The sequence below is a fragment of the Pseudomonas shirazensis genome (assembly GCF_014268785.2).
GTDB lineage: Bacteria > Pseudomonadota > Gammaproteobacteria > Pseudomonadales > Pseudomonadaceae > Aquipseudomonas > Aquipseudomonas shirazensis.
The window spans coordinates 356257-380000 of record NZ_JABWRD020000001.1; the positions used below are offsets into that span (position 1 = coordinate 356257).

25 protein-coding genes (1 of these 25 running past the window's edge) are annotated in these 23744 nt (G+C 61.4%); 16 read left to right on the forward strand and 9 right to left on the reverse strand.

All coding sequences use genetic code 11. From position 1 onward, the window contains the following. Positions 1–95: 95 nt before the first annotated feature. The 13 genes from HU736_RS01545 to HU736_RS01605 all read left to right on the forward strand — a co-directional run bounded on the left by HU736_RS01545 (position 96) and on the right by HU736_RS01605 (position 12812). Positions 96–863: an SDR family NAD(P)-dependent oxidoreductase gene (locus HU736_RS01545; RefSeq protein WP_186698831.1), complete on the forward strand. Its 768-nt coding sequence runs from the start codon at positions 96–98 to the stop codon at positions 861–863. Positions 864–875: 12 nt separating this feature from the next. After that, complete coding sequence (locus tag HU736_RS01550) at positions 876–2069, forward strand: acetyl-CoA C-acyltransferase (RefSeq protein WP_186698833.1); 1194 nt, start codon at positions 876–878, stop codon at positions 2067–2069. 8 nt (positions 2070–2077) lie between these two features. Then, positions 2078–3205: an acyl-CoA dehydrogenase gene (locus HU736_RS01555; protein ID WP_103436794.1), complete on the forward strand. Its 1128-nt coding sequence runs from the start codon at positions 2078–2080 to the stop codon at positions 3203–3205. A gap of 13 nt (positions 3206–3218) precedes the next feature. Further along, on the forward strand, positions 3219–3992 hold the full coding sequence (locus tag HU736_RS01560) for an enoyl-CoA hydratase (protein WP_101318296.1): 774 nt from the start codon (positions 3219–3221) through the stop codon (positions 3990–3992). 189 nt (positions 3993–4181) lie between these two features. Next, the gene (gene exaC / locus HU736_RS01565; RefSeq protein ID WP_103436795.1) at positions 4182–5702 is read left to right on the forward strand and encodes an acetaldehyde dehydrogenase ExaC; all 1521 of its coding nucleotides are present in this window, start codon (positions 4182–4184) and stop codon (positions 5700–5702) included. A 187-nt stretch (positions 5703–5889) separates the two neighbouring features. Beyond that, positions 5890–5961, forward strand: coding sequence for a pyrroloquinoline quinone precursor peptide PqqA (gene pqqA / locus HU736_RS01570; protein WP_009394664.1), 72 nt, complete (start codon positions 5890–5892; stop codon positions 5959–5961). Between the two features lie 127 nt (positions 5962–6088). Beyond that, a complete protein-coding gene (ercA, locus tag HU736_RS01575) occupies positions 6089–7252 on the forward strand; it encodes an alcohol dehydrogenase-like regulatory protein ErcA (RefSeq protein WP_186698836.1) in 1164 nt (387 codons plus the stop codon). Then, complete coding sequence (locus tag HU736_RS01580) at positions 7236–8903, forward strand: PAS domain-containing hybrid sensor histidine kinase/response regulator (protein WP_103436797.1); 1668 nt, start codon at positions 7236–7238, stop codon at positions 8901–8903. The genes ercA and HU736_RS01580 overlap by 17 nt, the downstream gene beginning before the upstream one ends. A 207-nt stretch (positions 8904–9110) precedes the next feature. Continuing rightward, positions 9111–9515, forward strand: a complete 405-nt coding sequence (locus HU736_RS01585; protein ID WP_101318304.1) for a TraR/DksA family transcriptional regulator — start codon at positions 9111–9113, stop codon at positions 9513–9515. Positions 9516–10092: 577 nt separating this feature from the next. Then, positions 10093–11319: a methyl-accepting chemotaxis protein gene (locus tag HU736_RS01590; protein ID WP_437180453.1), complete on the forward strand. Its 1227-nt coding sequence runs from the start codon at positions 10093–10095 to the stop codon at positions 11317–11319. 116 nt (positions 11320–11435) lie between these two features. Further along, entirely contained in the window at positions 11436–11630 is a 195-nt protein-coding gene (locus HU736_RS01595; RefSeq protein ID WP_103436799.1) for a hypothetical protein, read from the forward strand. Between the two features lie 508 nt (positions 11631–12138). Next, complete coding sequence (locus tag HU736_RS01600; RefSeq protein WP_150569657.1) at positions 12139–12606, forward strand: hypothetical protein; 468 nt, start codon at positions 12139–12141, stop codon at positions 12604–12606. Beyond that, on the forward strand, positions 12603–12812 hold the full coding sequence (locus tag HU736_RS01605; RefSeq protein WP_103436801.1) for a hypothetical protein: 210 nt from the start codon (positions 12603–12605) through the stop codon (positions 12810–12812). Before HU736_RS01600 ends, HU736_RS01605 begins: the two co-directional genes overlap by 4 nt. A 24-nt stretch (positions 12813–12836) precedes the next feature. On the opposite strand, the gene HU736_RS01610 is transcribed toward HU736_RS01605, so the two are convergent. The 7 genes from HU736_RS01610 to HU736_RS01640 all read right to left on the reverse strand — a co-directional run bounded on the left by HU736_RS01610 (position 12837) and on the right by HU736_RS01640 (position 19989). Beyond that, positions 12837–13202: a Na+/H+ antiporter subunit G gene (locus HU736_RS01610; RefSeq protein WP_103436802.1), complete on the reverse strand. Its 366-nt coding sequence runs from the start codon at positions 13200–13202 to the stop codon at positions 12837–12839. After that, positions 13199–13477: a K+/H+ antiporter subunit F gene (locus tag HU736_RS01615; protein ID WP_101318314.1), complete on the reverse strand. Its 279-nt coding sequence runs from the start codon at positions 13475–13477 to the stop codon at positions 13199–13201. Before HU736_RS01615 ends, HU736_RS01610 begins: the two co-directional genes overlap by 4 nt. Beyond that, positions 13474–13962: a Na+/H+ antiporter subunit E gene (locus HU736_RS01620; RefSeq protein ID WP_186698839.1), complete on the reverse strand. Its 489-nt coding sequence runs from the start codon at positions 13960–13962 to the stop codon at positions 13474–13476. The genes HU736_RS01615 and HU736_RS01620 overlap by 4 nt, the downstream gene beginning before the upstream one ends. After that, entirely contained in the window at positions 13959–15638 is a 1680-nt protein-coding gene (locus HU736_RS01625) for a monovalent cation/H+ antiporter subunit D (RefSeq protein WP_186698841.1), read from the reverse strand. The genes HU736_RS01620 and HU736_RS01625 overlap by 4 nt, the downstream gene beginning before the upstream one ends. Next, a complete protein-coding gene (locus tag HU736_RS01630) occupies positions 15635–15979 on the reverse strand; it encodes a Na+/H+ antiporter subunit C (protein WP_043213881.1) in 345 nt (114 codons plus the stop codon). Before HU736_RS01630 ends, HU736_RS01625 begins: the two co-directional genes overlap by 4 nt. Beyond that, positions 15979–18894 carry a monovalent cation/H+ antiporter subunit A gene (locus tag HU736_RS01635; RefSeq protein WP_103436805.1) on the reverse strand — a complete coding sequence of 972 codons (2916 nt, stop codon included), beginning with the start codon at positions 18892–18894 and terminating at the stop codon, positions 15979–15981. The genes HU736_RS01630 and HU736_RS01635 overlap by 1 nt, the downstream gene beginning before the upstream one ends. 150 nt (positions 18895–19044) lie before the next feature. Next, positions 19045–19989, reverse strand: coding sequence for a DMT family transporter (locus HU736_RS01640; RefSeq protein ID WP_186698844.1), 945 nt, complete (start codon positions 19987–19989; stop codon positions 19045–19047). Positions 19990–20070: 81 nt separating this feature from the next. Between HU736_RS01640 and HU736_RS01645 the strand changes: the two genes are divergently transcribed. Further along, the gene (locus tag HU736_RS01645) at positions 20071–20634 is read left to right on the forward strand and encodes a helix-turn-helix domain-containing protein (RefSeq protein WP_103438735.1); all 564 of its coding nucleotides are present in this window, start codon (positions 20071–20073) and stop codon (positions 20632–20634) included. A gap of 3 nt (positions 20635–20637) precedes the next feature. Here HU736_RS01645 and HU736_RS01650 read toward each other — a convergent pair whose 3' ends face one another. Then, positions 20638–21195 carry a cysteine hydrolase family protein gene (locus HU736_RS01650; RefSeq protein ID WP_186698846.1) on the reverse strand — a complete coding sequence of 186 codons (558 nt, stop codon included), beginning with the start codon at positions 21193–21195 and terminating at the stop codon, positions 20638–20640. Between the two features lie 75 nt (positions 21196–21270). Beyond that, entirely contained in the window at positions 21271–21744 is a 474-nt protein-coding gene (soxR, locus tag HU736_RS01655) for a redox-sensitive transcriptional activator SoxR (RefSeq protein ID WP_186698848.1), read from the reverse strand. Positions 21745–21866: 122 nt separating this feature from the next. On the opposite strand from soxR, the gene HU736_RS01660 reads away from it, so the two are divergent. Next, positions 21867–22208 (forward strand): antibiotic biosynthesis monooxygenase, encoded by a 342-nt coding sequence (locus HU736_RS01660; RefSeq protein ID WP_225912955.1) that lies wholly within the window; start codon positions 21867–21869, stop codon positions 22206–22208. A 97-nt stretch (positions 22209–22305) separates the two neighbouring features. Next, positions 22306–23744, forward strand: the 5' portion of a protein-coding gene (locus HU736_RS01665; RefSeq protein ID WP_186698850.1) for an aminopeptidase P family protein. The gene runs 370 nt beyond the window's last position; only the first 1439 of its 1809 coding nucleotides appear in the window; it begins with the start codon at positions 22306–22308; its stop codon lies beyond the right edge, outside the window.

Sequence of the window (23744 nt, forward strand, 5' to 3'; positions counted from 1 at the left end):
CTGCAGCCCAACAACAACTCAGCAGTTCGACGATGTGTACTGCCGGCCCAGCCCGCCTGGACCGCGTGCAGTCGACACCAGCAAGGAACCTCCTCATGCAAGTACAAGGCAAACATTTCGTCATCACCGGCGCAGCCTCCGGGCTTGGCGCTACCACCGCGCAGGCGCTGATCGGGGCCGGCGCACGCGTCATGCTGGTCGACCTAAATGCCGAGGCCGTTGCGGCCAAGGCCAGCGCGCTTGGCGGCAATGCCCATTTCGCGGTTGCTGACATCAGCGACGAACAAGCCGCCCAGGCCGCAGTGGCTGCAGCTGTCGCAGCCTTTGGCAGCCTGCACGGATTGATCAACTGCGCCGGTATCGTCGGTGCTGAAAAAATCCTCGGCAAGCAAGGCCCGCATGGCCTGGCCAGTTTCGCCAAGGTCATCAACGTCAACCTGATAGGCAGCTTCAACATGCTGCGCCTGGCCGCTGCGGCGATTGCCGAAACGGCGGCGGATGCCGATGGCGAGCGCGGGGTGATCATCAATACCGCTTCGGTTGCCGCCTACGACGGTCAGATCGGCCAGGCCGCCTACGCCGCATCCAAGGGCGCAGTGGCCAGCATGACCTTACCTGCTGCACGGGAACTGGCGCGTTTTGGTATCCGCGTAATGACCATCGCTCCAGGCATCTTCGAGACGCCGATGATGGCCGGCATGACCCAGGAAGTGCGCGACTCGCTGGCCGCCGGCGTGCCGTTCCCGCCGCGCCTCGGTCGCCCCCAAGAGTACGCCGCGTTGGCCCTGCATATCATTGAAAACAGCATGCTCAACGGTGAGGTGATCCGCCTCGACGGCGCCCTGCGCATGGCTGCCCGCTAAGGAGAAGCACAGATGACCCTCGCCAACGATCCAATTGTCATTATCAGTGCCGTGCGCACGCCCATGGGCGGCTTGCAGGGCGATCTGAAGAGCCTGACCGCACCGCAACTGGGTGCCGCGGCCATTCGCGCCGCCGTCGAGCGCGCCGGGGTAGACCCGGCCAGCGTTGATGAACTGCTGTTTGGTTGTGTGCTGCCGGCTGGCCTCGGCCAGGCCCCGGCCCGCCAAGCAGCGCTGGGCGCAGGCCTGGATAAAAGCACCACCTGCACCACGTTGAACAAGATGTGTGGTTCAGGTATGCAGGCTGCGATCATTGCCCATGACCTGCTGCTGGCCGGCAGCGCCGAGGTAGTGGTGGCTGGCGGCATGGAGAGCATGAGCAATGCGCCGTACCTGCTGGACAAGGCCCGCAGTGGCTACCGCATGGGCCATGGTCGGATGCTCGACCACATGTTCCTCGACGGCCTCGAAGATGCCTACGACAAAGGCCGCCTGATGGGCACCTTCGCCGAAGACTGTGCCCAGGCCGGTGGCTTTAGCCGCGAGGCCCAGGATGCCTTCGCCATCGCCTCGCTGACCCGCGCGCAAACAGCGATCAAAGAGGGCCGTTTCGCTGCTGAAATCGTTGCCGTTGAAGTGACCGAAGGCAAGCAGACGCGGCTGATCAGCGACGACGAACAGCCGCCCAAGGCGCGTCTGGACAAGATCCCGCAGTTGCGCCCGGCATTTCGCGAGGGCGGCAGCGTTACCGCTGCCAACTCAAGCTCGATCTCCGATGGCGCGGCGGCACTGGTGCTGATGCGTCGCTCGCAGGCAGAGCAACGCGGCCTCACCCCGCTGGCGGTAATCCACGGCCATGCAGCGTTCGCCGATGCACCGGCACTGTTCCCCACCGCACCGATCGGCGCCATCGACAAGTTGCTCAAACGCACTGGCTGGAGCCTGGCCGAGGTCGATCTGTTCGAGATCAACGAGGCCTTTGCCGTGGTTACCCTGGCGGCGATGCAGCACCTCGATCTGCCCCATGACAAGGTCAATGTCCACGGCGGCGCCTGCGCGCTCGGCCATCCGATCGGTGCCTCTGGCGCGCGGATTCTGGTGACCCTGCTATCGGCTCTGCGCCAGAACAACCTGCGCCGTGGTGTGGCGGCGATCTGCATTGGCGGTGGCGAAGCGACTGCGATGGCCGTTGAATGTCTTTACTGAGGTGAACCATGCTGGTAACTGACGAGCAACAACAAATCGCCGATGCGGTACGAGATTTCGCCCAGGAACGGCTCAAACCGTTTGCCGAACAGTGGGACAAGGAGCACCGCTTCCCCCGTGAGGCGATTGCCGAGATGGCCGAGCTTGGTCTGTTCGGCATGCTGGTGCCCGAGCAATGGGGCGGCAGCGATACCGGCTACGTCGCCTACGCCATGGCGCTGGAAGAAATCGCCGCCGGCGATGGCGCCTGCTCGACGATCATGAGCGTGCACAACTCGGTGGGCTGCGTGCCAATCCTGAAGTTCGGCAGCGAGCAACAGAAGCAGCAGTTTTTGCAACCGCTGGCCAGCGGCGCCATGCTGGGCGCTTTTGCCCTGACCGAACCGCAGGCCGGCTCTGACGCCAGTAGCCTGAAAAGCAGAGCACGGCTGGATGGCGACCACTATGTACTCAACGGCAGCAAGCAGTTCATTACGTCCGGCCAGAATGCCGGCGTGGTGATCGTGTTTGCTGTCACCGACCCGGCTGCCGGCAAGCGTGGTATCAGTGCGTTCATCGTGCCTACCGATGCGCCTGGATACCAGGTCACTCGGGTCGAGGAAAAGCTCGGTCAGCATGCCTCCGACACTTGCCAGATCGTCTTCGACGATGTGCGCATACCGCTGGCCAACCGGCTGGGCGAGGAGGGGCAGGGCTACAAGATTGCCCTGGCCAACCTCGAGGGCGGCCGCATCGGTATTGCCTCGCAAGCGGTCGGCATGGCTCGGGCGGCTTTCGAGGTGGCGCGAGACTATGCCCGCGAGCGGCTCAGCTTCGGCAAGCCACTGATCGAACATCAGGCCGTTGCCTTCCGCCTGGCCGACATGGCTACCCGTATCGCCGTCGCCCGGCAGATGGTCTTGCACGCCGCAGCGTTGCGCGACGCCGGCCGGCCGGCGCTGCAGGAAGCATCGATGGCCAAGCTGTTCGCCTCGGAAATGGCCGAAAAGGTCTGCTCGGATGCCTTGCAGACGCTCGGCGGTTATGGCTATCTGAGCGACTTCCCGCTGGAGCGGATCTACCGCGACGTGCGTGTCTGCCAGATTTACGAAGGCACCAGCGACATTCAGCGCATGGTCATTGCGCGCAACCTTTGAAGGAGCAACCTGCATGGCATTCGAAACCATACTGCTGGACATCCATGGCAAGGTCGGCCTGATCACCCTTAACCGGCCGCAGGCGCTGAACGCCCTTAACGCGCAGATCATCGCCGAGATCAACCAGGCGCTGGACCAGTTGGAGCAAGACCCACAGATCGGCTGCGTGGTCCTCACCGGTTCAGCCAAGGCCTTTGCTGCCGGTGCCGACATCAAGGAAATGGCCGAGCTCAGCTACCCGCAGATCTACCTTGACGACCTGTTCAGCGAGTCCGATCGGATCGCCAACCGGCGCAAGCCGATCATCGCCGCGGTGTCTGGTTTTGCCCTGGGCGGGGGCTGTGAGCTGGCGATGATGTGCGACTTCATTCTCGCCGCCGACAACGCCAAGTTCGGTCAGCCAGAAGTCAACCTCGGCGTTTTGCCGGGCATGGGCGGCACCCAACGCCTGACCCGCGCCGTGGGCAAGGCCAAAGCCATGGAGCTGTGTCTGAGCGGTCGCTTGATGGGCGCCGAGGAAGCCGAGCGCGCAGGGCTGGTGGCACGCGTCATCCCTCAGGCCGAGTTGCTTGAAGAAGCCTTGAAGGTGGCGGCAAGCATCGCCGCCAAGTCGATCCCGATCAGCATGATGGTCAAGGAGAGCGTCAACCGTGCCTTTGAAGTCACCCTCAGCGAAGGTGTGCGCTTCGAGCGTCGGGTGTTCCATGCAGCCTTTGCGACTCACGACCAGAAAGAAGGCATGGCGGCGTTTATCGGCAAGCGCGAGGCGCAGTTCAAGGACGCCTGAAAACTGCGCGCGGTTGCAGGCAGGGCGCATGCCTGCAACCGCTCCCCCTCAGTACCAATGATCCGCCGCCGACCTGCGACCAAGGAAGCACAGCGTTTGGCCCTTCGCATCATTCAAGCAGGCCTTTGCACTGCCTAGTATCGGCTCATTGCCTGTCGCGCCGACGGGCCATGGACAGTCGAGGCTTTCATGATTTACGCCGCTCCCGGCACCGCCGGAGCCCTGGTGCAGTTCAAGCTGCGCTACGGCAACTACATCAACGGTCAGTTCGTGCCGCCGATCAAGGGCGAGTACTTCACCAACACCTCGCCAGTCAATGGCCAGCCGATTGCCGAATTCCCGCGCTCAGGCGCCGAGGACATCGACGCTGCACTGGATGCAGCGCACGCAGTGGCCGAGTCCTGGGGGCATACGTCGGTACAGGACCGTGCCTTGATTCTGCTGAAGATCGCCGACCGCATCGAAGCGCACCTCGAACAGCTGGCGATCACCGAGAGCTGGGACAACGGCAAGCCAATCCGCGAAACGCTCAACGCCGATGTGCCGCTGGCCGCCGACCATTTCCGCTACTTCGCCGGGTGCATCCGCGCTCAGGAAGGCGGCGCGGCCGAGATCAACCAGAACACCGTGGCCTACCACCTGCATGAGCCGTTGGGGGTGGTCGGGCAGATCATTCCGTGGAACTTCCCGTTGCTGATGGCCGCCTGGAAACTCGCCCCGGCGCTGGCTGCCGGTAACTGCGTAATCCTCAAGCCTGCCGAGCAGACGCCTCAATCGATCACCTTGCTTGCAGAGCTGGTAGGCGACCTGCTGCCCGCCGGTGTGCTCAATATCGTCCACGGCTATGGCCGCGAAGCGGGCGAGGCGCTGGCCACCAGCAAACGCATCGCCAAGATCGCCTTTACCGGCTCTACTCCGGTGGGCTCGCACATCATGAAGTGCGCTGCCGAGAACATCATTCCGTCCACTGTGGAGCTGGGTGGCAAGTCGCCGAACATCTTCTTCGAAGATATTCTCCAGGCCGAACCGGCCTTTATCGACAAAGCCGCTGAAGGGCTGGTGCTGGCGTTCTTCAACCAAGGCGAAGTGTGCACCTGCCCATCGCGGGCGCTGGTGCAGGAATCGATCTATCCGCAGTTCATGCAGGTAGTGCTGGAGAAGATCCGCAAGATCAAGCGTGGCAACCCGCTCGACACCGAGACCATGGTCGGCGCGCAGGCTTCGCAGCAACAGTTCGACCGCATTCTTACCTACCTCGAAGTTGCCGAGCAGGAAGGCGCCGAGCTGCTCACCGGCGGTCAGGTCGAGCGGCTTGAAGGTGATCTGGCTGGCGGGTACTACCTGCAGCCGACCCTGCTCAAGGGCCACAACGGCATGCGCGTGTTCCAGGAGGAAATCTTCGGCCCGGTAGTCAGCGTGACCACCTTCAAGGATGAGGCCGAGGCGCTGGCAATTGCCAACGATACCGAATTCGGCCTGGGCGCCGGGGTCTGGACGCGTGATATCAACCGCGCCTATCGCATGGGCCGCGGGATCAAGGCTGGGCGAGTCTGGACCAACTGCTACCACCTGTATCCAGCGCATGCGGCGTTCGGTGGCTACAAGAAGTCTGGCGTGGGCCGCGAAACGCACAAGATGATGCTCGACCATTATCAGCAGACCAAGAACCTGCTGGTCAGCTACGACATCAACCCGCTCGGGTTCTTCTGAATCCGCAGCAATAACGAGTTCTGTAGCGGCCTTGCCGGGGCGCCGGACCGGTCGGAAAGGGGTGCGAAGCGCCCCCAAGTAACGAAGATCCCGTAACTAATGGTTCCAAAGTAGCAATGGCATTACACCGGAAACGGTGTATCAATAGACGCACCGCAATCCTGTGGTGCCAGAAGAGGATGAACCCATGTGGAAAAAGCCCGCGTTCACTGATCTGCGTATTGGTTTTGAAGTCACGATGTATTTCGCCAACCGCTGAATCTTCTGGGGCCGCTACGCGGCCCTTTCCGCGATAGCAGGCCGCTGCGAGGGCGCGCCGATCCGATTGCAAACCCTTCAGGATGCTTTAGGCTGAGCTTCACCCTCAAAAGAACAATAGGCGTTGCATGAGCGCGAATCCGAGCCAGTTGCGCAAGTTCGTTTCCCCGGAAATCATTTTTGGTGCCGGCTGCAGGCATCACGTTGCCAACTATGCGCGCACCTTCGGCGCGCGCAAGGTACTGCTGGTCAGTGACCCCGGCGTGCTGGCTGCCGGCTGGGTCGCCGACGTCGAGGCCAGTCTTCAGGGGCAGGGTATCGACTACTGCCTGCATACCGATGTCTCGCCCAATCCTCGTGTTGAAGAAGTCATGGCCGGCGCCGAGCGCTACCGCAGCGAACAGTGCGACGTGATCGTCGCCGTCGGTGGCGGCAGCCCGATGGACTGCGCCAAGGGCATCGGCATCGTCGTCGCCCATGGCCGGCATATCCTCGAATTCGAAGGGGTCGACACCATTCGCGTGCCGAGCCCGCCGCTTATTTTGATCCCTACAACAGCAGGCACCTCAGCGGATGTGTCGCAGTTCGTGATTATTTCCAACCAGCAGCAACGGATGAAGTTTTCCATCGTCAGCAAGGCCGTGGTGCCAGACGTGTCGTTGATCGATCCGGAAACAACCCTGAGCATGGACCCGTTTTTATCTGCCTGCACCGGCATTGACGCCCTGGTGCATGCCATCGAGGCGTTCGTGTCGACCGGCCATGGCCCGCTGACCGACCCGCATGCGCTGGAGGCGATGCGCCTGATCAACGGCAATCTGGTGCAGATGATCGCCAGCCCCAACGATATTGTCCTGCGCGAAAAGGTCATGCTCGGCAGCATGCAGGCGGGTCTGGCGTTTTCCAATGCCATTCTTGGCGCCGTGCACGCCATGTCGCACAGCCTTGGCGGTTTTCTCGACCTCCCCCATGGGTTATGCAATGCGGTGCTGGTCGAGCATGTGGTGGCGTTCAATTACAGTGCGGCGCCAGAGCGCTTCAAGGTGATTGCGCAGACGCTGGGGATTGATTGTCGTGGGCTCAATCATGAACAGGTGCGCAAGCGTCTGGTCGATCACCTGATCGCCTTGAAGCATGCGGTGGGCTTCCACGAAACCCTTGGCCTGCATGGCGTCGGTAGCAGCGATATCCCGTTCCTGTCGCGCCACGCGATGGGCGACCCGTGCATTCTGACCAACCCGCGCAGCTCGAGCCTGCGAGATGTCGAGGTGGTCTATGGCGAGGCCCTCTGAGCCTGGCGCCGATGCCCTGGCCGGATTATTGGGGTTGTCCAACCACACGGTGCGCAAGAGCCACTACCCTGAGCTGGCGGTGCGCCTGGAAGAGCTCGAGGCGGAGCGCAATCGCTACACCTGGCTGTTCGAACACGCCGTGCACGGCATCTTTCAGGCCAGCCTGGAAGACGGCATGCGCGCAGCCAATCCGGCGCTGGCGCGCATGCTCGGCTACGACCACGCGCAGGCGTTGCTGTTCTCGCGCAGCGATCTGGCCAGCTTGCTGTTCGATCGGGGCACCGATGAGTTGGCCGAGATCGTCGCCACCCTCCAGCGCGAGCGCGCTTTGCTGGCCTATGAGACCCGCCTGCGCCGCCGTGATGGCAGCAGCGTCGATGTGCTGATGAACCTGCTGTCGCGTCCGGACGAACCCGGCGTGGTCGAAGGTTTCGTGGCGGATATCACCGAACGCAAGCAGGCTCAGGCGCGCCTGCAGCAGCTCAATGACCAGCTTGAGCAGCGGGTTGCCGAGCGCACCAATGAGCTGATCGAGGCGCGCGACGCCGCGCAGGCTGCCAACTTGAGCAAGGACAAGTACCTTGCTGCGGCCAGCCACGATTTGCTGCAGCCGTTGAATGCCGCCAGGTTGTTGATTTCGACCCTGCGCGAACGCGACCTGGCCGCAGCTGAAGGCCTGCTGGTCGAACGTGCGCACCAGGCATTGGAAGGCGCTGAAGACTTGCTCAGCGACCTGCTGGATATCTCCCGACTGGATCACGCGACCATCCAGCCCGATTTCGACTGTTATCGGCTCGATGATCTGCTGTTACCGCTGGAGTCGGAGTTTCAGCCGGTTGCCGAGGCTGCCGGGCTGTCGCTGCGGGTGCGTGGTGGTCCGCCGGTGATACGCACCGATTTGCGCCTGCTGACGCGGATACTGCGCAACTTTCTCAGCAATGCCTGCCGTTACACCGAGCAGGGGCGGGTGCTGCTGGGCTGGCGGCGGCGCGGCGACAAGCTCAGCATCGAAGTCTGGGACAGCGGCCGTGGCATCGCTGCCGAGCGCTTGCAGTCAATCTTTCTCGAATTCAACCAGCTGGATGTCGGCCGGGCTGCCGACCGCAAAGGTGTCGGGCTGGGGCTGGCAATCGTCGAGCGGATCGCACGTATCCTTGAGTGCAAGATCGGCGTACGTTCCTGGCCGGACCGCGGTTCGGTGTTCAGTATCGAGGTGCCGATCTCCAGTCAGGAGCCGGCGCCGGCGAGCCTGCCGATTACGCAGGCCAGTGTCGGCGACCCTTTGCCTGGGCGGCGCCTGCTGGTGCTGGACAACGAGCTGAGTATCCGTCAGAGCATGGCGGCACTGCTCGGCCAGTGGGGCTGCGAGGTGTTGACCGCAGGGGATCTGCATGAATCGCTGCAAGTCCTGCAGGGGCGGCCACCGGAACTGGTGCTGGCGGATTTTCACCTTGATCAAGGCCTGACGGGCTGCCATGTTGTTCGCGACCTCAGGGCGCACTTCGCCTGCACGATTCCGGCAGTGATGATTACGGCTGATCGCAGCGAGCAGAGCCGGCGGGCCATGCAGCGGCTGAAGGCACCGCTGCTGAACAAACCGGTCAAGCCAGGCAAGCTGCGTGCTGTGCTCAGCCAATTGCTGGCACAGTGACTGTGGCTGGAGCAGGGGATGCTAGTGGTCCTTGTACATCATTTCAGACAATTGCCCGGTAATCCCTGTTGCCCGTTGCGCCTTGGCGCCTTAGACTGCCGCCCCCTGTAAAAGAGTGCCGGTTGGCGCTTGAAGAATTCTGTTGCGCAGGCACCGGCCTGAGCGACACCCGAATCGCCCAATGCACATTTTTTCGTAGAGAAATCGATGACCAAGGAACAGTTGCTGGCCATGTCGGCCGATGACTACATGAACGCTGCTCAGCTGGAGTTCTTCACCCAGCTGCTGCAAGCGATGAAGGTAGAAACCCACGAGCGCATCGAACAGAGCCGCATTACCATCGAGAGCCTGGATACCCCTTCGGATCCTGCCGACGTGGCGTCGGTCGAGGAAGAGCGTCACTGGCTGGTCAACGGTATCGAGCGCGATCAGCGCCTGCTGCCGCAGCTGGAGATGGCCCTCGGCCGTATTGGCGACGGTGATTTTGGCTGGTGCGAAGACAGCGGTGAGGCGATTGGCCTGCAGCGTCTGCTGATCAGCCCGACCACCAAGTACTGCATCGAAGCGCAAGAGCGCCACGAACAGATCGGTCGCCACCAGCGCCAGATCTGATCGATCGCAGCATGCATGGCCCCACGGAGCGATCCCTGGGGCTTTTTGCATTTGTTCGGCGCTACTTTGTTTGCGGGACGCCTTGATGGTTGCTCTGCATCAAGTCTGTGCTCGTTAAGCCGAAGGAAGTATAGATAGTGGCTTTATAGTGGCGTTTAATGGGGGACAATAATGCTCTAGCGGATGGACCCTCAACATGATGCGTGACGGATCTGTGCCCACCTGTGACATGCCGCAACCCGCAAAACGCCCGGTACTGCCAGGAATTGCCGTGTTGCAGGGGGCAGCGCTGGCTGCCGTGCTGGCCGCCATGGCGTTTGCTCAGTTGGCGTTCTATCTGGCCCTGCCGCTGGCATTGTTGGTGCTCTGGTTACCGGGCTGGCGACGCAAGGCAGCCCAGCCAGGAAACGCCGAGCCGTCTGCACCGGCGCACCATGAGCTGACCCAAACCTTGGCGCGCAGCACCAGCCGTAACGCCTTGTCTGCCGCTTCCATGGCTTTTTCGGTACAACAGTTGGCCACTCGGTTGCAGTCACAGCTGGGCGCCGCCGATCAGATCGTTGACAGTGCACAGATCATGATCGGTACCGAGAAGGCGACCGCTCAGCTCAGCCAGCAGGCGTTGCAGGCGGCCCGTTCAGCACATTCCAGCAGCGCGGCAGGGCAGCAGGTACTGGCCGAGTCGATCCAGCGCATGCACCAGTTAAGCGCCCGGGCCACGGCCAGCCGCGAGTTGATCGAAGCCCTGCACCAGCGCAGCGAAGATATCGCTCGGGTCACCTTGGTGATCCAGGCCATCGCCAGCCAGACCAACCTGCTCGCGCTTAACGCGGCGATCGAGGCGGCCAGGGCAGGCGAGCACGGGCGTGGCTTTGCAGTGGTTGCCGATGAAGTGCGCGGCCTGGCCGGGCGAACCGCAGCCGCTACCGGCGAAGTGGGCGCGATGGTCGCCGATATTCAGGCCCGCACCGCTGAGGTGGTCGAGCAGATTCGTAGTCTGGCCGGGGATTTGAGTGCTGACCTGGTTCAGGTCGAGCAAACAGGCGAGCAATTGACCTTGATCGCCAAGCTGGCGGCCTCTGTGGAGCTGCAGGTTGACGAGATCGCCGAGGGCACCCAGATCAACCAGCAACAACTGGATAACCTGTTCCAGGCGGTTGGGCAGGTGCGCACTGATCTGGAGCTCAGCGATGGGCAAACGCGCAGTCTTGCCCAGGCAGCGGTGCACATGGAACGACAAGCGGAGGCGCTTAGCGAACGGCTGGCCGAAGTTGGCCTGGATGACTATCACCAGCGCATTTTTGCGCTTGCCGAGCAGGGCGCGCGAAGTATCTCTGCCCGCTTTGAGCAGGATATCGAGCAAGGTCTGATTAGCGAAGAGGCGCTGTTCGATCGGCGCTACCAACCCATCCCGAGCATGCAGCCGCCGCGCTTTACCACCCGCTTTGACCAGTACACCGATACGGTGCTGCCCCAATTGCAGGAGCCGCTGCTGGCCCAGCATGAGGGGCTGGTCTACGCGATTGCCTGCACTGGCGAGGGCTACGTACCAACGCACAACGCGGCGTTCAACCTGCCCTTGACCGGCGACCCGCTGCATGACACCGCGCACAACCGCAGCAAGCGCAAGTTCGACGACCGCACCGGTATCCGCTGTGGCAACCATCAGCAGCGGTTGCTGTTGCAAACCTACAGCCGTGATACCGGTGAACTCATGCATGACCTGTCGGTGCCGCTGTTCATCAACGGTAGGCACTGGGGCGGCCTGCGTCTGGGCTACAAGCCCGAGCCTGGTCTGAACTGAGCGGAGTTTATTGCCGCTGATGCAATACAGATGTACCAGTCCGCGCTGTTTGTAGTTTCGGTTGATGCGTATCATGGCTGCATCGTTAGGTTGCTAATTAAATTCCGGAGGGGATGATGAATAGCCAGATCGATGTCGCAGTGATGATCGGCTCCGGTGTGCCGGCAGCATTGCAGGCGCGTGGCCTGCGGGTCTGCTGGGTCGTGCTGGTGAATGGCGAACGTCGTGGTACCGCGTTTGCCAGTCGCCGTGAGGCGCTGGAATGCCAAGCTGCCTGGCAGGCCCAGCTCGGCCGAACACAGGCAGCCTGAAAGCCTTTTCAGCTCTCCAGAAAGCGCGCCAGTTCACACGCATCGCTGTGCCGGCGCCGAAAACCTCTTACCCGGCCGGTAGTGCTGTCGGTTACGTGAAAAAAGGCGATGCCGGCAGCCACTACCCGAAATCTGGGTCGGTCTGTAGCGCTGGACAGGCAATAAATGTCGCTTGGGCCTCGACGGATTTCAGTATTTTCGTGCATATTTCTCCCGTGTAGCGCGCAGAGGGTTGCCTTGGGCCGTCAGGCCTGGGACCTGTCGCTATCTATTGCATGTCTACCGGCAGTGTTGAAGTCAGCATTTACGCCTGCGTTGTGGGAAAATTGCCGAAATGTGATGTGCGGATCTGGCTGGCACGGCGGGGTTAAAAATCCTGCCTGCTGTGTAGTCTTTATGTACGGGCCGCTCGTGCTCTATTTCATTAGTCTTTCAGCAGCGATCTGAAATGGCTGCGCCGCCGATCAATTCGGGTGTGGCGCTTGTAACCCTGTTTGAGGATTTGAGATTGGCAGTCAGTACTCTTGATACCCATGCGTTATTTGCATTGGGCGACTTGCGTGGCAAGTTGGCCCAGTTGTTTCACGGGCGTTTCGTTTATGTCACCGAGCAAAGCCCCGACGGTTTGTACATGGCCGAAATCGACACCGACAGCTCATTGGTGGTGGATGACAAACAGCGGCTTGAGCTGAAGGTAGGCGATCACTTCCGCGCCGCAGTTCTGCCCAGTCGCGAAGGTGGCAAGCTGGAGCTGCGTTTTCGCGAGATCAAGCTGAATATCTACGGCGGCGACTATGCCTTCGTCAAAGTGGCGGAAGGTGAGGGCATCGTGTTTCGTAACGGCCAGGGCGTGATGTTGGTCTTTGCCGCCCAGCAACAAGTGCAGGAAGGCCTGGGCAAGCTGCTCAAGGCTGTGACCGGCAAAGTCGCCAAGTGGCGCAAAGGCGAGCTGACCACATTCAAGGCCAGCGAGTGAGTGACGATAGCTTGTCTGCCCAGGGACGGGCGGAGTTTCACCGCCAGTTCAAATCACAAGCGCAGGCGCATGCCGAGCGGCTGCTGGCCCAGCACGCAGTGATGGGCAGCGCCTGGCTGAGTTGGGTTGCCGGCCAGTTGTATGAGATTACGCCCGCGCCCTTGGCTGCAATGGTCCGGCGCGAACTGCAGCGCTTGAATCGCTAAGCCCAGGCTGGCTTGGCGGGTATCTCAATTGCCCTGGCTATTGCCGCCGCTGATTTCAGCAGGTACGTCTTCGCCTGCCGCACGTTTACGAAACAGCGCTGCACGGGCCAGTAGCAAGGTGGTAACCGGCACGGTTATCGACAGCAGAATCGGGATCAGCAAGGCATGCACGATTGGCCCCTGCTTTAACCATGAAAAATACAGGATCGATGCCAGGCTCACGCACCAGGTGCCGATAGTTGAAGCCAGTGCAGGCGGGTGCATGCGTTGGAAGTAGTCTTTCAGCCGCACCAGGCCGATTGCACCAATCAGCGCGAACAGGCTGCCTATCAGCAGTAATGCTGCGGTCGTGAGTTCGAGCCAGAACGGCAGTTGCAGAGCTTCGGTCATTCTATTACCTCACCGCGCAGGAGGAATTTGGCCAGGGCGAATGAGCCGACGAAGCCGAACAAGGCAATCAGCAGTGCGCCTTCGAAATAGGTATCGCTGGCATAGCGAATGCCCAGTACGAGCATCATCAACATGGCCAGGATGTACAGGTAATCCAGCGCCAGGACCCGGTCCTGAGCGGAAGGGCCGCGGAACAACCTGACCAAGGCCAGCGCCATGGCGATGGTGAAGATGAACAAGCTGGCGAGAATGGCGTTGGCGAGCAGGCCTGTCATTCGAATATCTCCATCAGCGGGCGTTCATAGGTGTGCTTGAAATGTTCGATGAACTGCGCCTCATCACGCAGATCGAACACGTGCAGCAGCAGCATGCTGCGGTCCAGGGCAAGTTCAGACCAGACCGTGCCGGGCACCACCGTAGTGATCATCGACAGAGCGGCCAGGCCGTGTACATCGTGCAGTGCCAGTGGAATGTGGACGAACGCCGATCGTGGCGGCCGGCGCTTTGCCGAAAGTACGCTGCGGGCAACTTGCAGGTTGGAGGTGATGACATCCAGGCCAATACGGCCGATCAGTTTGGCAACCACCCACGGCCGTTTCACGTGCGCATGTTGCGGGCGCAGTGGGGCCAGCAGGATAGGCGCGAGGATCGCCAGCAAGGCGCCAAGCAGAAGATTGCCTGGGCTTACCGAGAGATTCAGCAACAGCCACAACGCGAACAGCGCAATGGACAGTAGCGGAGCGGGTAACAGACGGTTCATGGCTGCACCTCGGTGTTGAAGGAGGTTGGGCCAGGAATTGGCATCGAGCTCATGACTGCCTCGATGTAGGCTTGCGGTGCCTGCAGGCTTGCAGCGGTGTCCTGGGTATAGCGCAGCAGCGGTTCGGCCCTGACGCTTAGGAACAGGCACAGGCCGAGCAGAATCGCGATCGGCAGGCACTCATAGCGGCGCAGCAGCGGCGAAGGGCGCTCTTCAGGCTTCCAAAAGCGCTGGATGCCAACCCGGCCAAAGGCGATCAGTGACGCCATGCCGGAAAGCACCAATAACGCGACCAGGCACCAGCCGGCCGCCGACAGTGGCTGCTCCGGCGCAACGCCCAAGCCCAACGGGTTGAACAGCGCGCTGATCAGGCTCAGCTTGCCGATAAAGCCCGACAGCGGCGGCATGCCGATGATCAACAGCGCGCAGGCAATAAAGCTCAAACCCAGGAATGCCATGGTCCACGGAATGATCTGACCGATTACCGCCTTCTGCTGATCGTCCAGGTTGATGCCCTTGGGTGGATGCAGAGACTCCAGCAGAGGCGGCGACAGGCCTTCGTCATCATCCAGCGGCGTCTCGTTGGCCGAGCGCGAGCGCTCGATCAATTCCGCCAGCAGGAACAACGCGCACAGGGCCAGGGTCGAGCTGACCAGGTAGAACAGCGCGCTGCCGGTCAGAATTGGCTGGCCGAAACCTATCGCTGCCATCAAGGTGCCGGCTGAAACCAGAATGCTTAGCGCTGCCATGCGCTCCAGGCGCTGTGCGGCCAGAATCGACACGGCGGCGACCGCCAGGGTTGCCAGGCCGCCGTACACCAGCCATTCGCCGCCAAAGTGCGCCGACGCGCCGGCTTGCCCGGAAAACAGCAACGTCCACAGTCGCAGCACGGCGTACAGGCCGACTTTGGTCATGATTGCGAATAGCGCGGCAACCGGTGCGCTTGCCGAGGAGTAGGCCGGTACCAGCCAGAAATTCAGCGGCCAGATCCCTGCCTTGGCCAGGAACGCCATCGCCAGAATGGCTGCGCCGGCGTGCAGCAGGCCACGATCAGCCTCAGGTACCAGCGGGATCTTCAAGGCCAGGTCGGCCATGTTCAGTGTGCCGGTGACGCCATAGAGCAGGGCTGCACCGACCAGAAACAGCGAAGAGGCGAACAGGTTGATGGCGATGTAGTGCAAGCCGGCTTTGACTCGAGCCCGACCTGAGCCGTGCAGGAGCAGGCCATACGACGCTGCCAGCAGCACCTCGAAGAACACGAACAGGTTGAACAGGTCGGCGGTGAGGAATGCGCCGTACAGGCCCATCAGCTGGATCTGGAACAACGCATGAAAACTCGCCCCGGCGCCGTCCCAGCGCGCCCGGGCGAACAGCAGGGCGCTGACGCCGATCACGCCGGTCAGGCTCAGCATCAATGCCGAGAGGTGGTCGACCACCAGCACGATGCCAAACGGGGCTGACCAGTTACCGGGCAAATAGACACCGATCGACTCGGCCTGGCCTTGGCTGCGCACCCAGTTCAGCAGAGTCAGCGCAATCGCCAGGCCGATGATGCTCGACAGCAGGTTGAGGTGGGCCTTGATCCGGCGATGTTTCTCACCCAGCAGCAACATTATCGCCGCTGTCACCAGCGGCAACAGGATTGGTGCGACGATCAATTGATTCATCCAGCTCATTCTTCACGCTCCCGGCCATCGACGTGGTCAGTGCCGGTCAGCCCGCGCGAGGCCAGCAGCACAACCAGGAACAACGCGGTCATGGCAAAGCTGATGACGATCGCGGTCAACACCAATGCTTGTGGCAATGGGTCTGTGTAGTGCAGCAAGTCTTGCGTCACGCCTTCCTTGATGATCGGCTCTTTGCCGATGAACAGGCTGCCCATGCTGAAGATGAACAGATTGACCCCGTAGGACAGCAGGCACAGCCCCATGATCACCTGATAGGTACGTGGCCGCAGGATCAGCCAGACCCCGGACGCGGCCAAGACACCGATGGCTACTGCAATGACTTCTTCCATCAGGCGGCTCCTGTCTGGCTGGATTTCTGTGCGCTGCCTGGGCGATAGGCGCGCACTGATTGGTGGGCCAAGGCCGTCAGAATCAGCAAGGTCGAACCTACCACCACGCTGTACACGCCGATGTCGAAGAACAGTGCACTGGCCACGTGCACGTCACCCAGCAATGGCAGGTGCAGGTGCGCGGTATGGGTGGTCAGGAACGGATAACCCAGCAGCATCGCGCCAGCGCCGGTAAGCGTTGCGCAGAGCAGGCCAGTACCCATCCAGCGCAGCGGCCGCAGGCTCATCTGCGCCTCCACCCATTGGGTGCCCGCCACCATGTACTGCAGGATGAATGCCACCGACATTACCAGGCCGGCGACGAAGCCACCCCCCGGTTGGTTGTGGCCGCGCATGAACAGGTACATCGACACCATCAGGGCCACCGGCAGCAATAGTCGCACCAACGCCGCAGGCACCATCATGAAGCCCATTGCCGTGTCGGTGGCATGCCGCGGATTGATCAGGTCGGTAACCACATCCGGGGCCAGCTGGCGCTGCTGCGCCGGCAGTTGCATGCTTTCCTTGGGTGGGCGGAAGCGGCGCAGCAGGGCGAATACGGTCAGCGCCACGGCAACCAGCACGGTGATCTCGCCGAGGGTATCGAAGCCGCGGAAGTCCACCAGCATCACGTTGACCACATTGGTCCCGCCGCCTTGGGGTAGTGCACGGCTCAAGTAGAACGAGGAGATATCGTTGGGCGTAGGCCGGGTCAGCATCGAGTAGGACAGCAGAGCCATTCCGCCACCGACCAACACGGCCAACAGCAGGTCACGCAGGCGGCGCAAGCGCGCTCGTTCCAGACTGCCAGGCAGAGGTGAGACACCTTCGATACGGCGTGGCAGCCAGCGCAGACCGAGCAGGATCAGTACCGTGGTAACGACTTCAACCGCCAACTGAGTCAGGGCCAGGTCGGGGGCGGAGAACCAGACGAAGGTGATGCAGGTCATCAGGCCGCAGACGCTGACCATGGTCAGTGCCGCCAGACGATGATATTTGGCCTGCCAGGCAGCCCCGATGGCGCAGGCAATAGCAATCAGCCACAAGGCTACGAACACCCCGGAGCCAGGTATCTTGGGTCGATCACCCCAGCTCAGGCCGCTATACAGCAGCGGCGTCAGGCCAGCGATAAACGCCGCCAGCACGAGCATGAACAGTTGTTTCTGCAAGCGTCGGGTGGTCAGCGCTGCCTCCACATGACGCGCGATCAGCATCAACCGGACCAGCCCATGTTCGAACAGGCGCTTGCCATTGAAGCGTTCGATCAGTGGCGGATACGGGAACCTGCCCAGGCGCAGTTGCTTGCGCAACAGCAGGTACAGCACCACGCCACCGCACATGGCCACCAAGCTCATGATCAGTGGCGCATTCCAGCCGTGCCAGATGGCCAGGCTGTACTCGGGCAGCGTGCCCCCGACCACCGGCAGCGCCGCTGCGGCGAGCAGGGGGCCGACCGATTGGGCCGGGAAGATCCCCACCACCAGGCAGGTCAGCACCAGCAGCTCGACCGGTGCCCGCATCCAGCGCGGTGGTTCGTGGGGGGTATGCGGCAGGTCCTGGGCAGGTGGGCCGAAAAATACGTCTACGGTAAAGCGCAGGGCGTAGGCAACGCTGAAGGTGCCCGCCAGGGTGGCGATGACTGGCAGCGTGGCTTCAACCCAGGCGGTAGAGGAAATGAACACCGTTTCGGCGAAGAACATTTCCTTGGACAAGAAGCCGTTCATCAACGGCACCCCGGCCATCGACGCACTGGCAACCATGGCCAGGGTCGCGGTGTAAGGGATCAGCCGCATCAACCCGCTGAGACGGCGGATATCGCGCGTTCCGCTCTCGTGGTCGATGATGCCCGCCGCCATGAACAGCGACGCCTTGAAGGTCGCGTGGTTGAGAATGTGGAACACTGCTGCGACCGCCGCCAGCGGGCTGTTCAGGCCGAGCAGCAAGGTGATCAGGCCCAGGTGACTGATGGTCGAGTAGGCAAGCAGGCCCTTGAGGTCATTTTGAAACATCGCTGCGAAGGCGCCCAGAACCAGGGTAATGGCACCCGCGCCGCCGACAATCCAGAACCATTCCTCGGTGCCAGCCAGAGTTGGCCACAGCCGAGCCATGAGGAACACGCCTGCCTTGACCATGGTTGCCGAGTGCAGATACGCCGAAACCGGAGTCGGCGCCGCCATGGCGTGGGGCAGCCAGAACTGGAATGGAAACTGCGCACTCTTGCTCAGCGCGCCAATAAGGATCAGCGGCAGCAATACCGGATACAGCGCATGCTGGCGCACGGTTTCGCCGGCAGCGAGCACTTTGTCCAGATCATAGCTGCCGACAACATGGCCGAGCAGCAGGGCACCCACTAGCAGGCACAGGCCCCCGGCGCCGGTCACCATAAGCGCCATATAAGCGCCGCGGCGTGCATCAGCGCGGTGGTGCCAGTAACCGATCAGCAGGAACGAGAACAGACTGGTCAGTTCCCAGAAGAACACCAGCTGGATCAGATTGCCGGAAATCACCAGCCCGAGCATTGCGCCCATGAACGCCAGGAAGAACGCGAAGAAGCGCGGCACCGGGTCTTGCGGCGACATGTAGTAGCGCGCATATAGCGACACCAGCGCGCCTATGCCCAGTACCAGCAGAGAGAACAGCCAGGCAAAGCCGTCCATGCGCAGCACCAGGTTCAAACCCAGGCTTGGCAGCCACAGAAACTCCTCGCGGATTACTCCGCCGTGGGCGATCTGAGGGTAGAGCAGCGCTACCTGAACCGTGCCGATGAGGGCCACCAGCCCGGCGAGAATCGACTCGGCGTTCCTAGCGTTGTGCGGCAGGACGGCCGCCAGGCAACTGCCAACGAAGGGCAGAAGCAATAGCACTATCAATGACATAGCGACCTAATCTGGAGGAGTTTGGTAAGGATAATACGTGCCGAACGGTTGATCACCAACACGCAAGCTGTGCCAGAATCCTACAAATGGGGTGTGACAAGCAGTTTTTTTATAACAGCTTTTTACAAAGCATAGCTGTTCTTTTCTCGATTACTGGCTGGTTTCGCCGTCGACTGGCGCGTTATTTGCGTGCTGAGAATGGTCTCTGCGGCGGATCTTCAGTTCACTGACGACCACGGCGATCACGATCAGCAAACCGCCAAGCAAGGCCATCCCGGGCAGACGCTCGCCGGCGAGGCGCCCGACTACGCCTGCCCACACCGGTTCGCCCGCATAGATCAGGGTTGCGCGAGTGGGCGATACCGATTTTTGCGCCCAGTTCATGGCCACCTGAATGATTGCGCTCATCAGGCCCAGGCCGAGGGCGCTGGCCAGCAGTAGCCAGGAAAAATCAGGCAATGATTCCCTGGTCGGCAGGATCATCGCAAATGACAGCAGCGAGGCAGTGGCCAATTGCACCACTGTCACCCTGCGTACATCGACCTGGCCGGCATAGCGGCTGATCAGAATGATCTCTGCGGCGATTGCCACGGCGCTGACCAAGGTCAGCAGTTCGCCTTCACTGAAGTGCAAGCCCGCGCTGCTGGGGCCGGCGAGCAGCATCAGACCGACAAATGCCAGGCAAATGCCGATGCTTGGCATCAAACCGGGGCGTCTGCCCAGCACCAGCCACTGCAATAGTGGTACGAACGGTACGTAGAGCGCGGTGATGAATGCCGACTGGCTGCTGTTGATCGTCTGCAAGCCCATAGTCTGCAAACCGTAACCGAGCATGATGGTGATGCCAATCAAAACGCCGGCTTTGAGTTCGAGCATGGTCAGGCCCGCCAACGCTCTTGCTGAAACCATGCCCACGAACACGGCTGCCGCAGCGAAGCGCAGGCCAACAAAGAACATCGGGCCGCTGACGCTCATGACGTTGTGCACGATGAGAAAAGTGCCGCCCCACAGCATGGTAATGAACACCAGCACCAGCTCTGCCTTGCTCAGGCGGAAACTGACAGTGGTCTTGGACTGACTGGGGGCTTGGCTCATGGTTGCACGCTCGACAGTGGCGGCGCACAATCGCCGCAAAGTGGGCAGTATACTGCGCAAGGCATACCGATGAGCAATATAGTGCACAAAACCTCAACGCACCGCGCTTCCGTGCTTCAGCACGTCAGTCAGAACATTCGCCAATTGCGTGGCGCGGCGGGTCTCAGCCAGAGTGCCCTGGCCGAGCGCTCCGGAGTCAGTCGGCGCATGCTGGTAGCCATCGAAGGCGGCGAGAAGAACGTCAGTCTGACCACCCTGGACTTGATCGCCGAGGCCTTGGGAGTCGCGTTCAGCCAGTTGATTCAGGCTCCGGAGCAGCGCGATCCGAGCCGTATTGAAGAGCTGGCATGGGCCGGTGAGCATCCCGGCAGCAAAGCCTTGTTACTGGGAAGTAGCCCGGCGCGGCGCGAGGTGGAGTTATGGGAGTGGACGCTGGCCCCTGGCGAATCCTACGCCAGCGAGGCAGACGCCGAAGGCTGGAGCGAGCAGATCTACATCGCCGAGGGTTGCTTGACGCTGATTATCGAAGGTCAGGCCCAGCAGTTGGCGACGGGGCAGTTCCACATCTTTGCCAGCAACTGCCGCTATGCCTATCGCAATGACGGCGAGCTGCCCGTGCGGTTCGTGCGCAATGTGGTGATCTGAAGCTCACTGCTGGTAGGTCGCCAGGCATTCCTCAGTGTTTTGCACCGTTGCGTAAGCGAATGCCAGTGAGGCCATTAAGGTTGCATGCACCTGAGCGGCTGGCAGTTCCTGGCCATTGAATTCCAGCGCCCGTGTGGCGCACGCATCATGGGCGACCGTGACGCTATAGCCAAAATCGGCGGCAGCGCGAACGGCCGCATCGATGCACATGTGGCTCATGCTGCCGACAATCGTCACGGCTTGCACTGCATGCTCATCAAGCAGTTCTTTTAGGCCGGTCTCCTGGAAGGCATTGACCTGTTGTTTGAGCAGCACCGGCTCATCACCGAGGGGAGCAGCCTTGGGGTGAATTTCGGCTCCGGCTGAGCCCGGCGCAAAGAATGGCGCGTCGGCGCTTGCAAATTCATGGCGAACATGCACGATCAGGTCGCCGCGCTTGCGCGCTGCATTGAGCAGCAACGCTGCGTTGTCGGCGGCCGCATCAGCGCCGTCGAGGGACCACTTGCCCCCAGGAAAGTAGTCTTTCTGGATATCGATAACGATCAGTGCCTGTTTGCTCATGCTGCCTCCTGCGGCGGGTGTCAGGTTGAACACTAGTTATAGATGCGAATTGCCTGGCATGTGCGATACGGAAACTTACAGCAATGTTGTTAGCGGCTCTGACGGATGCGGCCCAGGGCCGGCAAGCGCCAGATGATCGTGATTGTTGCGCAGCGGGCACTCCTTCAGCGACATGCAACCGCAGCCTATGCAGCCGTCCAGTTGGTCGCGCAGTAGAGTCAACTCTTCGATGCGCTGGCTGAGATCGTCTCGCCACCCGGCCGACAGGCGCTGCCAGTCAGCTGCATTCGGGGTATGGCCCAGCGGCAGGCTGGATAGCGCTTTGGCGATGGTGGCTAGCGGGATGCCCAGACGCTGGGCCATCTTGATCACCGCCACCCGGCGCAGCATCGCACGCGGGTAGCGGCGTTGATTGCCGGCGTTGCGGCTGCTTTGGATCAACCCCTTGGTTTCGTAGAAGTGCAGGGCGGTAACCGCGACACCGCTGCGGCTGGCCAATTGGCCAACGCTGAGCTGGCGCTCGGCTTCCGTAGTAGGGGAGGCAGGCATGCTAATTAATCCTTGACCTTGACTTAACTCGAGGTTTTACCCTGCCGGCCATGATGACTGCAACTACTGCATAAAGGAGATAGCCTGTGGCCGCTGCGATGCATTCCCTATGTTTTACCCAAATGATCGAATATGAAGTGCCGGCTAGCCGTCAGGCTGCTCTGGCCAACGCGCTGGTGTTGCGCAGTGAGCAACTGGCCACGCGCTGGCCGGCGTTGCTGAGGGTAAGCGTTCAAGCCAGCGATGACGGCAGTCGGGTCCTGCAACATTTGCAGTGGCAGACCCGTGAACAGTGGCAAGCGGCCTGCGGCTTTTTTACTGATGAGCCATTCCTCGAGCTGCTTCAGCAGCATCAGGCCAGAAGTGTCAACTTCGCCGCGTACCAAGTTTTGCGCAGTCTGGTACGCGGTAATGATGGCGGCCTGCATTGTGAGGTTGGCGCGGTCGCTGATAGCCAACGCTAATCATCTGTTACCTATGCCGATTGCGAGTGACGGGAGGCTGCTCCATTATCAACGGCTTGATCGCCGATGAAGTCGCTATCGCAGGAGTGTGCATGACATGAATAGCCAGTCCCAGTTGCAGCAGAACGTGCCGACGCGTCTCGCCCGTGCGCGCGAGGTCATGGCCAGCGAAGGCGTGGACGCGCTGTTGGTGCCATCGGCAGACCCGCACCTGTCCGAGTACCTGCCGGGCCACTGGCAGGGTCGTCAGTGGCTGTCTGGTTTTCATGGTTCGGTGGGTACATTGGTGGTGCTGGCGGACTTCGCTGGGTTGTGGGTAGACAGCCGTTACTGGGAGCAGGCTGCAAACGAACTCGCCGGCAGCGGCATAGAATTAATGAAGCTGATGCCAGGTAGTGCGGGCCCGTTCGATTGGCTCGGCAGCAATCTCCAGCCGCAGGCGACGGTTGCCGTTGACGGCGCTGTGCTGTCCTTGACCGCGTCTCGGCAACTTCAGCAGAGTTTGCAAGCCAACGGAATACGGTTGGTGACTGACACGGATTTGCTTGGTCAAGTCTGGGGGACACGCCCGGCGCTGCCGGCTGCTCCAATCTACGAGCACTTGCCACCCCAGGCCACAGCCACCCGAGCGGAAAAACTGGCCGCGCTGCGCAGCACCTTGAGCAGCAAAGGTGCCGATTGGCATTTCATTGCCACTCTGGATGATATCGCCTGGTTGTTCAATCTGCGTGGCAGTGATGTTTCCTATAACCCGGTGTTTGTCGCATTTGCATGGATTGGCCAGCAGCAGGCGGTGCTGTTCGTCGACCTGAACAAAGTCGATGCTCAACTGCGTCAGGCGCTGACGGCCGACGGTGTCGAGTTGCAGGACTACCACCAGGCAGGGCGCGTGCTCGCCTCGATTACGGGTGGCAGCACTGTGTTGATCGATCCGGCTCGGGTTACCTGTGGCCTGGTTGGTCGGCTCGGGGCTCAGGTGAAGCTGCTCGAGCAGATCAACCCGACGTCGTTGAGCAAGTCGCGCAAGAGCGATGCTGAACTGGCGCATGTTCGTCAGGTCATGGAGCAGGACGGGGCGGCGCTCTGCGAATTTTTTGCCTGGTTCGAGGCCAGCCTTGGCAAGCAACAGATTACCGAGTTGACCATCGACGAGCGCCTGACTGCAGCGCGAGCGCAGCGACCTGGCTATGTTTCACTGAGCTTCTCGACCATTGCCGCTTTCAATGCCAATGGCGCCATGCCGCACTACCGTGCTACCGAGCAGTCCCATTCGGTAATCGAGGGCGACGGGCTGCTGTTGATCGATTCGGGCGGCCAGTACCTGGGCGGCACCACCGACATTACCCGGATGGTCCCGGTAGGTCAGCCGACTCGGGCACAGCGTGAGGATTGCACTCGCGTGCTCAAAGGCATGATCGCGTTGTCGCGAGCGAGTTTCCCGCGTGGCATCTTGTCTCCGTTGCTGGATGCAATTGCGCGGGCGCCGCTCTGGGCTGATCAGGTCGATTACGGTCATGGCACTGGCCACGGCGTCGG

Coding starts and splice junctions, on each gene's coding strand:
- HU736_RS01635 (WP_103436805.1), bottom strand. CDS start 18,894: ATGTCATTGATAGTGCTATTGCTTCTGCCCTTCGTTGGCAGTTGCCTG.
- HU736_RS01585 (WP_101318304.1), top strand. CDS start 9,111: ATGACCAAGGAACAGTTGCTGGCCATGTCGGCCGATGACTACATGAAC.
- HU736_RS01640 (WP_186698844.1), bottom strand. CDS start 19,989: ATGAGCCAAGCCCCCAGTCAGTCCAAGACCACTGTCAGTTTCCGCCTG.
- HU736_RS01615 (WP_101318314.1), bottom strand. CDS start 13,477: ATGACAGGCCTGCTCGCCAACGCCATTCTCGCCAGCTTGTTCATCTTC.
- soxR (WP_186698848.1), bottom strand. CDS start 21,744: ATGCCTGCCTCCCCTACTACGGAAGCCGAGCGCCAGCTCAGCGTTGGC.
- HU736_RS01545 (WP_186698831.1), top strand. CDS start 96: ATGCAAGTACAAGGCAAACATTTCGTCATCACCGGCGCAGCCTCCGGG.
- HU736_RS01550 (WP_186698833.1), top strand. CDS start 876: ATGACCCTCGCCAACGATCCAATTGTCATTATCAGTGCCGTGCGCACG.
- HU736_RS01610 (WP_103436802.1), bottom strand. CDS start 13,202: ATGACCGAAGCTCTGCAACTGCCGTTCTGGCTCGAACTCACGACCGCA.
- HU736_RS01590 (WP_437180453.1), top strand. CDS start 10,093: ATGATCGGTACCGAGAAGGCGACCGCTCAGCTCAGCCAGCAGGCGTTG.
- HU736_RS01555 (WP_103436794.1), top strand. CDS start 2,078: ATGCTGGTAACTGACGAGCAACAACAAATCGCCGATGCGGTACGAGAT.
- HU736_RS01630 (WP_043213881.1), bottom strand. CDS start 15,979: ATGGAAGAAGTCATTGCAGTAGCCATCGGTGTCTTGGCCGCGTCCGGG.
- HU736_RS01580 (WP_103436797.1), top strand. CDS start 7,236: ATGGCGAGGCCCTCTGAGCCTGGCGCCGATGCCCTGGCCGGATTATTG.
- HU736_RS01620 (WP_186698839.1), bottom strand. CDS start 13,962: ATGAACCGTCTGTTACCCGCTCCGCTACTGTCCATTGCGCTGTTCGCG.
- HU736_RS01595 (WP_103436799.1), top strand. CDS start 11,436: ATGAATAGCCAGATCGATGTCGCAGTGATGATCGGCTCCGGTGTGCCG.
- exaC (WP_103436795.1), top strand. CDS start 4,182: ATGATTTACGCCGCTCCCGGCACCGCCGGAGCCCTGGTGCAGTTCAAG.
- HU736_RS01625 (WP_186698841.1), bottom strand. CDS start 15,638: ATGAGCTGGATGAATCAATTGATCGTCGCACCAATCCTGTTGCCGCTG.
- HU736_RS01560 (WP_101318296.1), top strand. CDS start 3,219: ATGGCATTCGAAACCATACTGCTGGACATCCATGGCAAGGTCGGCCTG.
- HU736_RS01660 (WP_225912955.1), top strand. CDS start 21,867: ATGATCGAATATGAAGTGCCGGCTAGCCGTCAGGCTGCTCTGGCCAAC.
- HU736_RS01650 (WP_186698846.1), bottom strand. CDS start 21,195: ATGAGCAAACAGGCACTGATCGTTATCGATATCCAGAAAGACTACTTT.
- ercA (WP_186698836.1), top strand. CDS start 6,089: ATGAGCGCGAATCCGAGCCAGTTGCGCAAGTTCGTTTCCCCGGAAATC.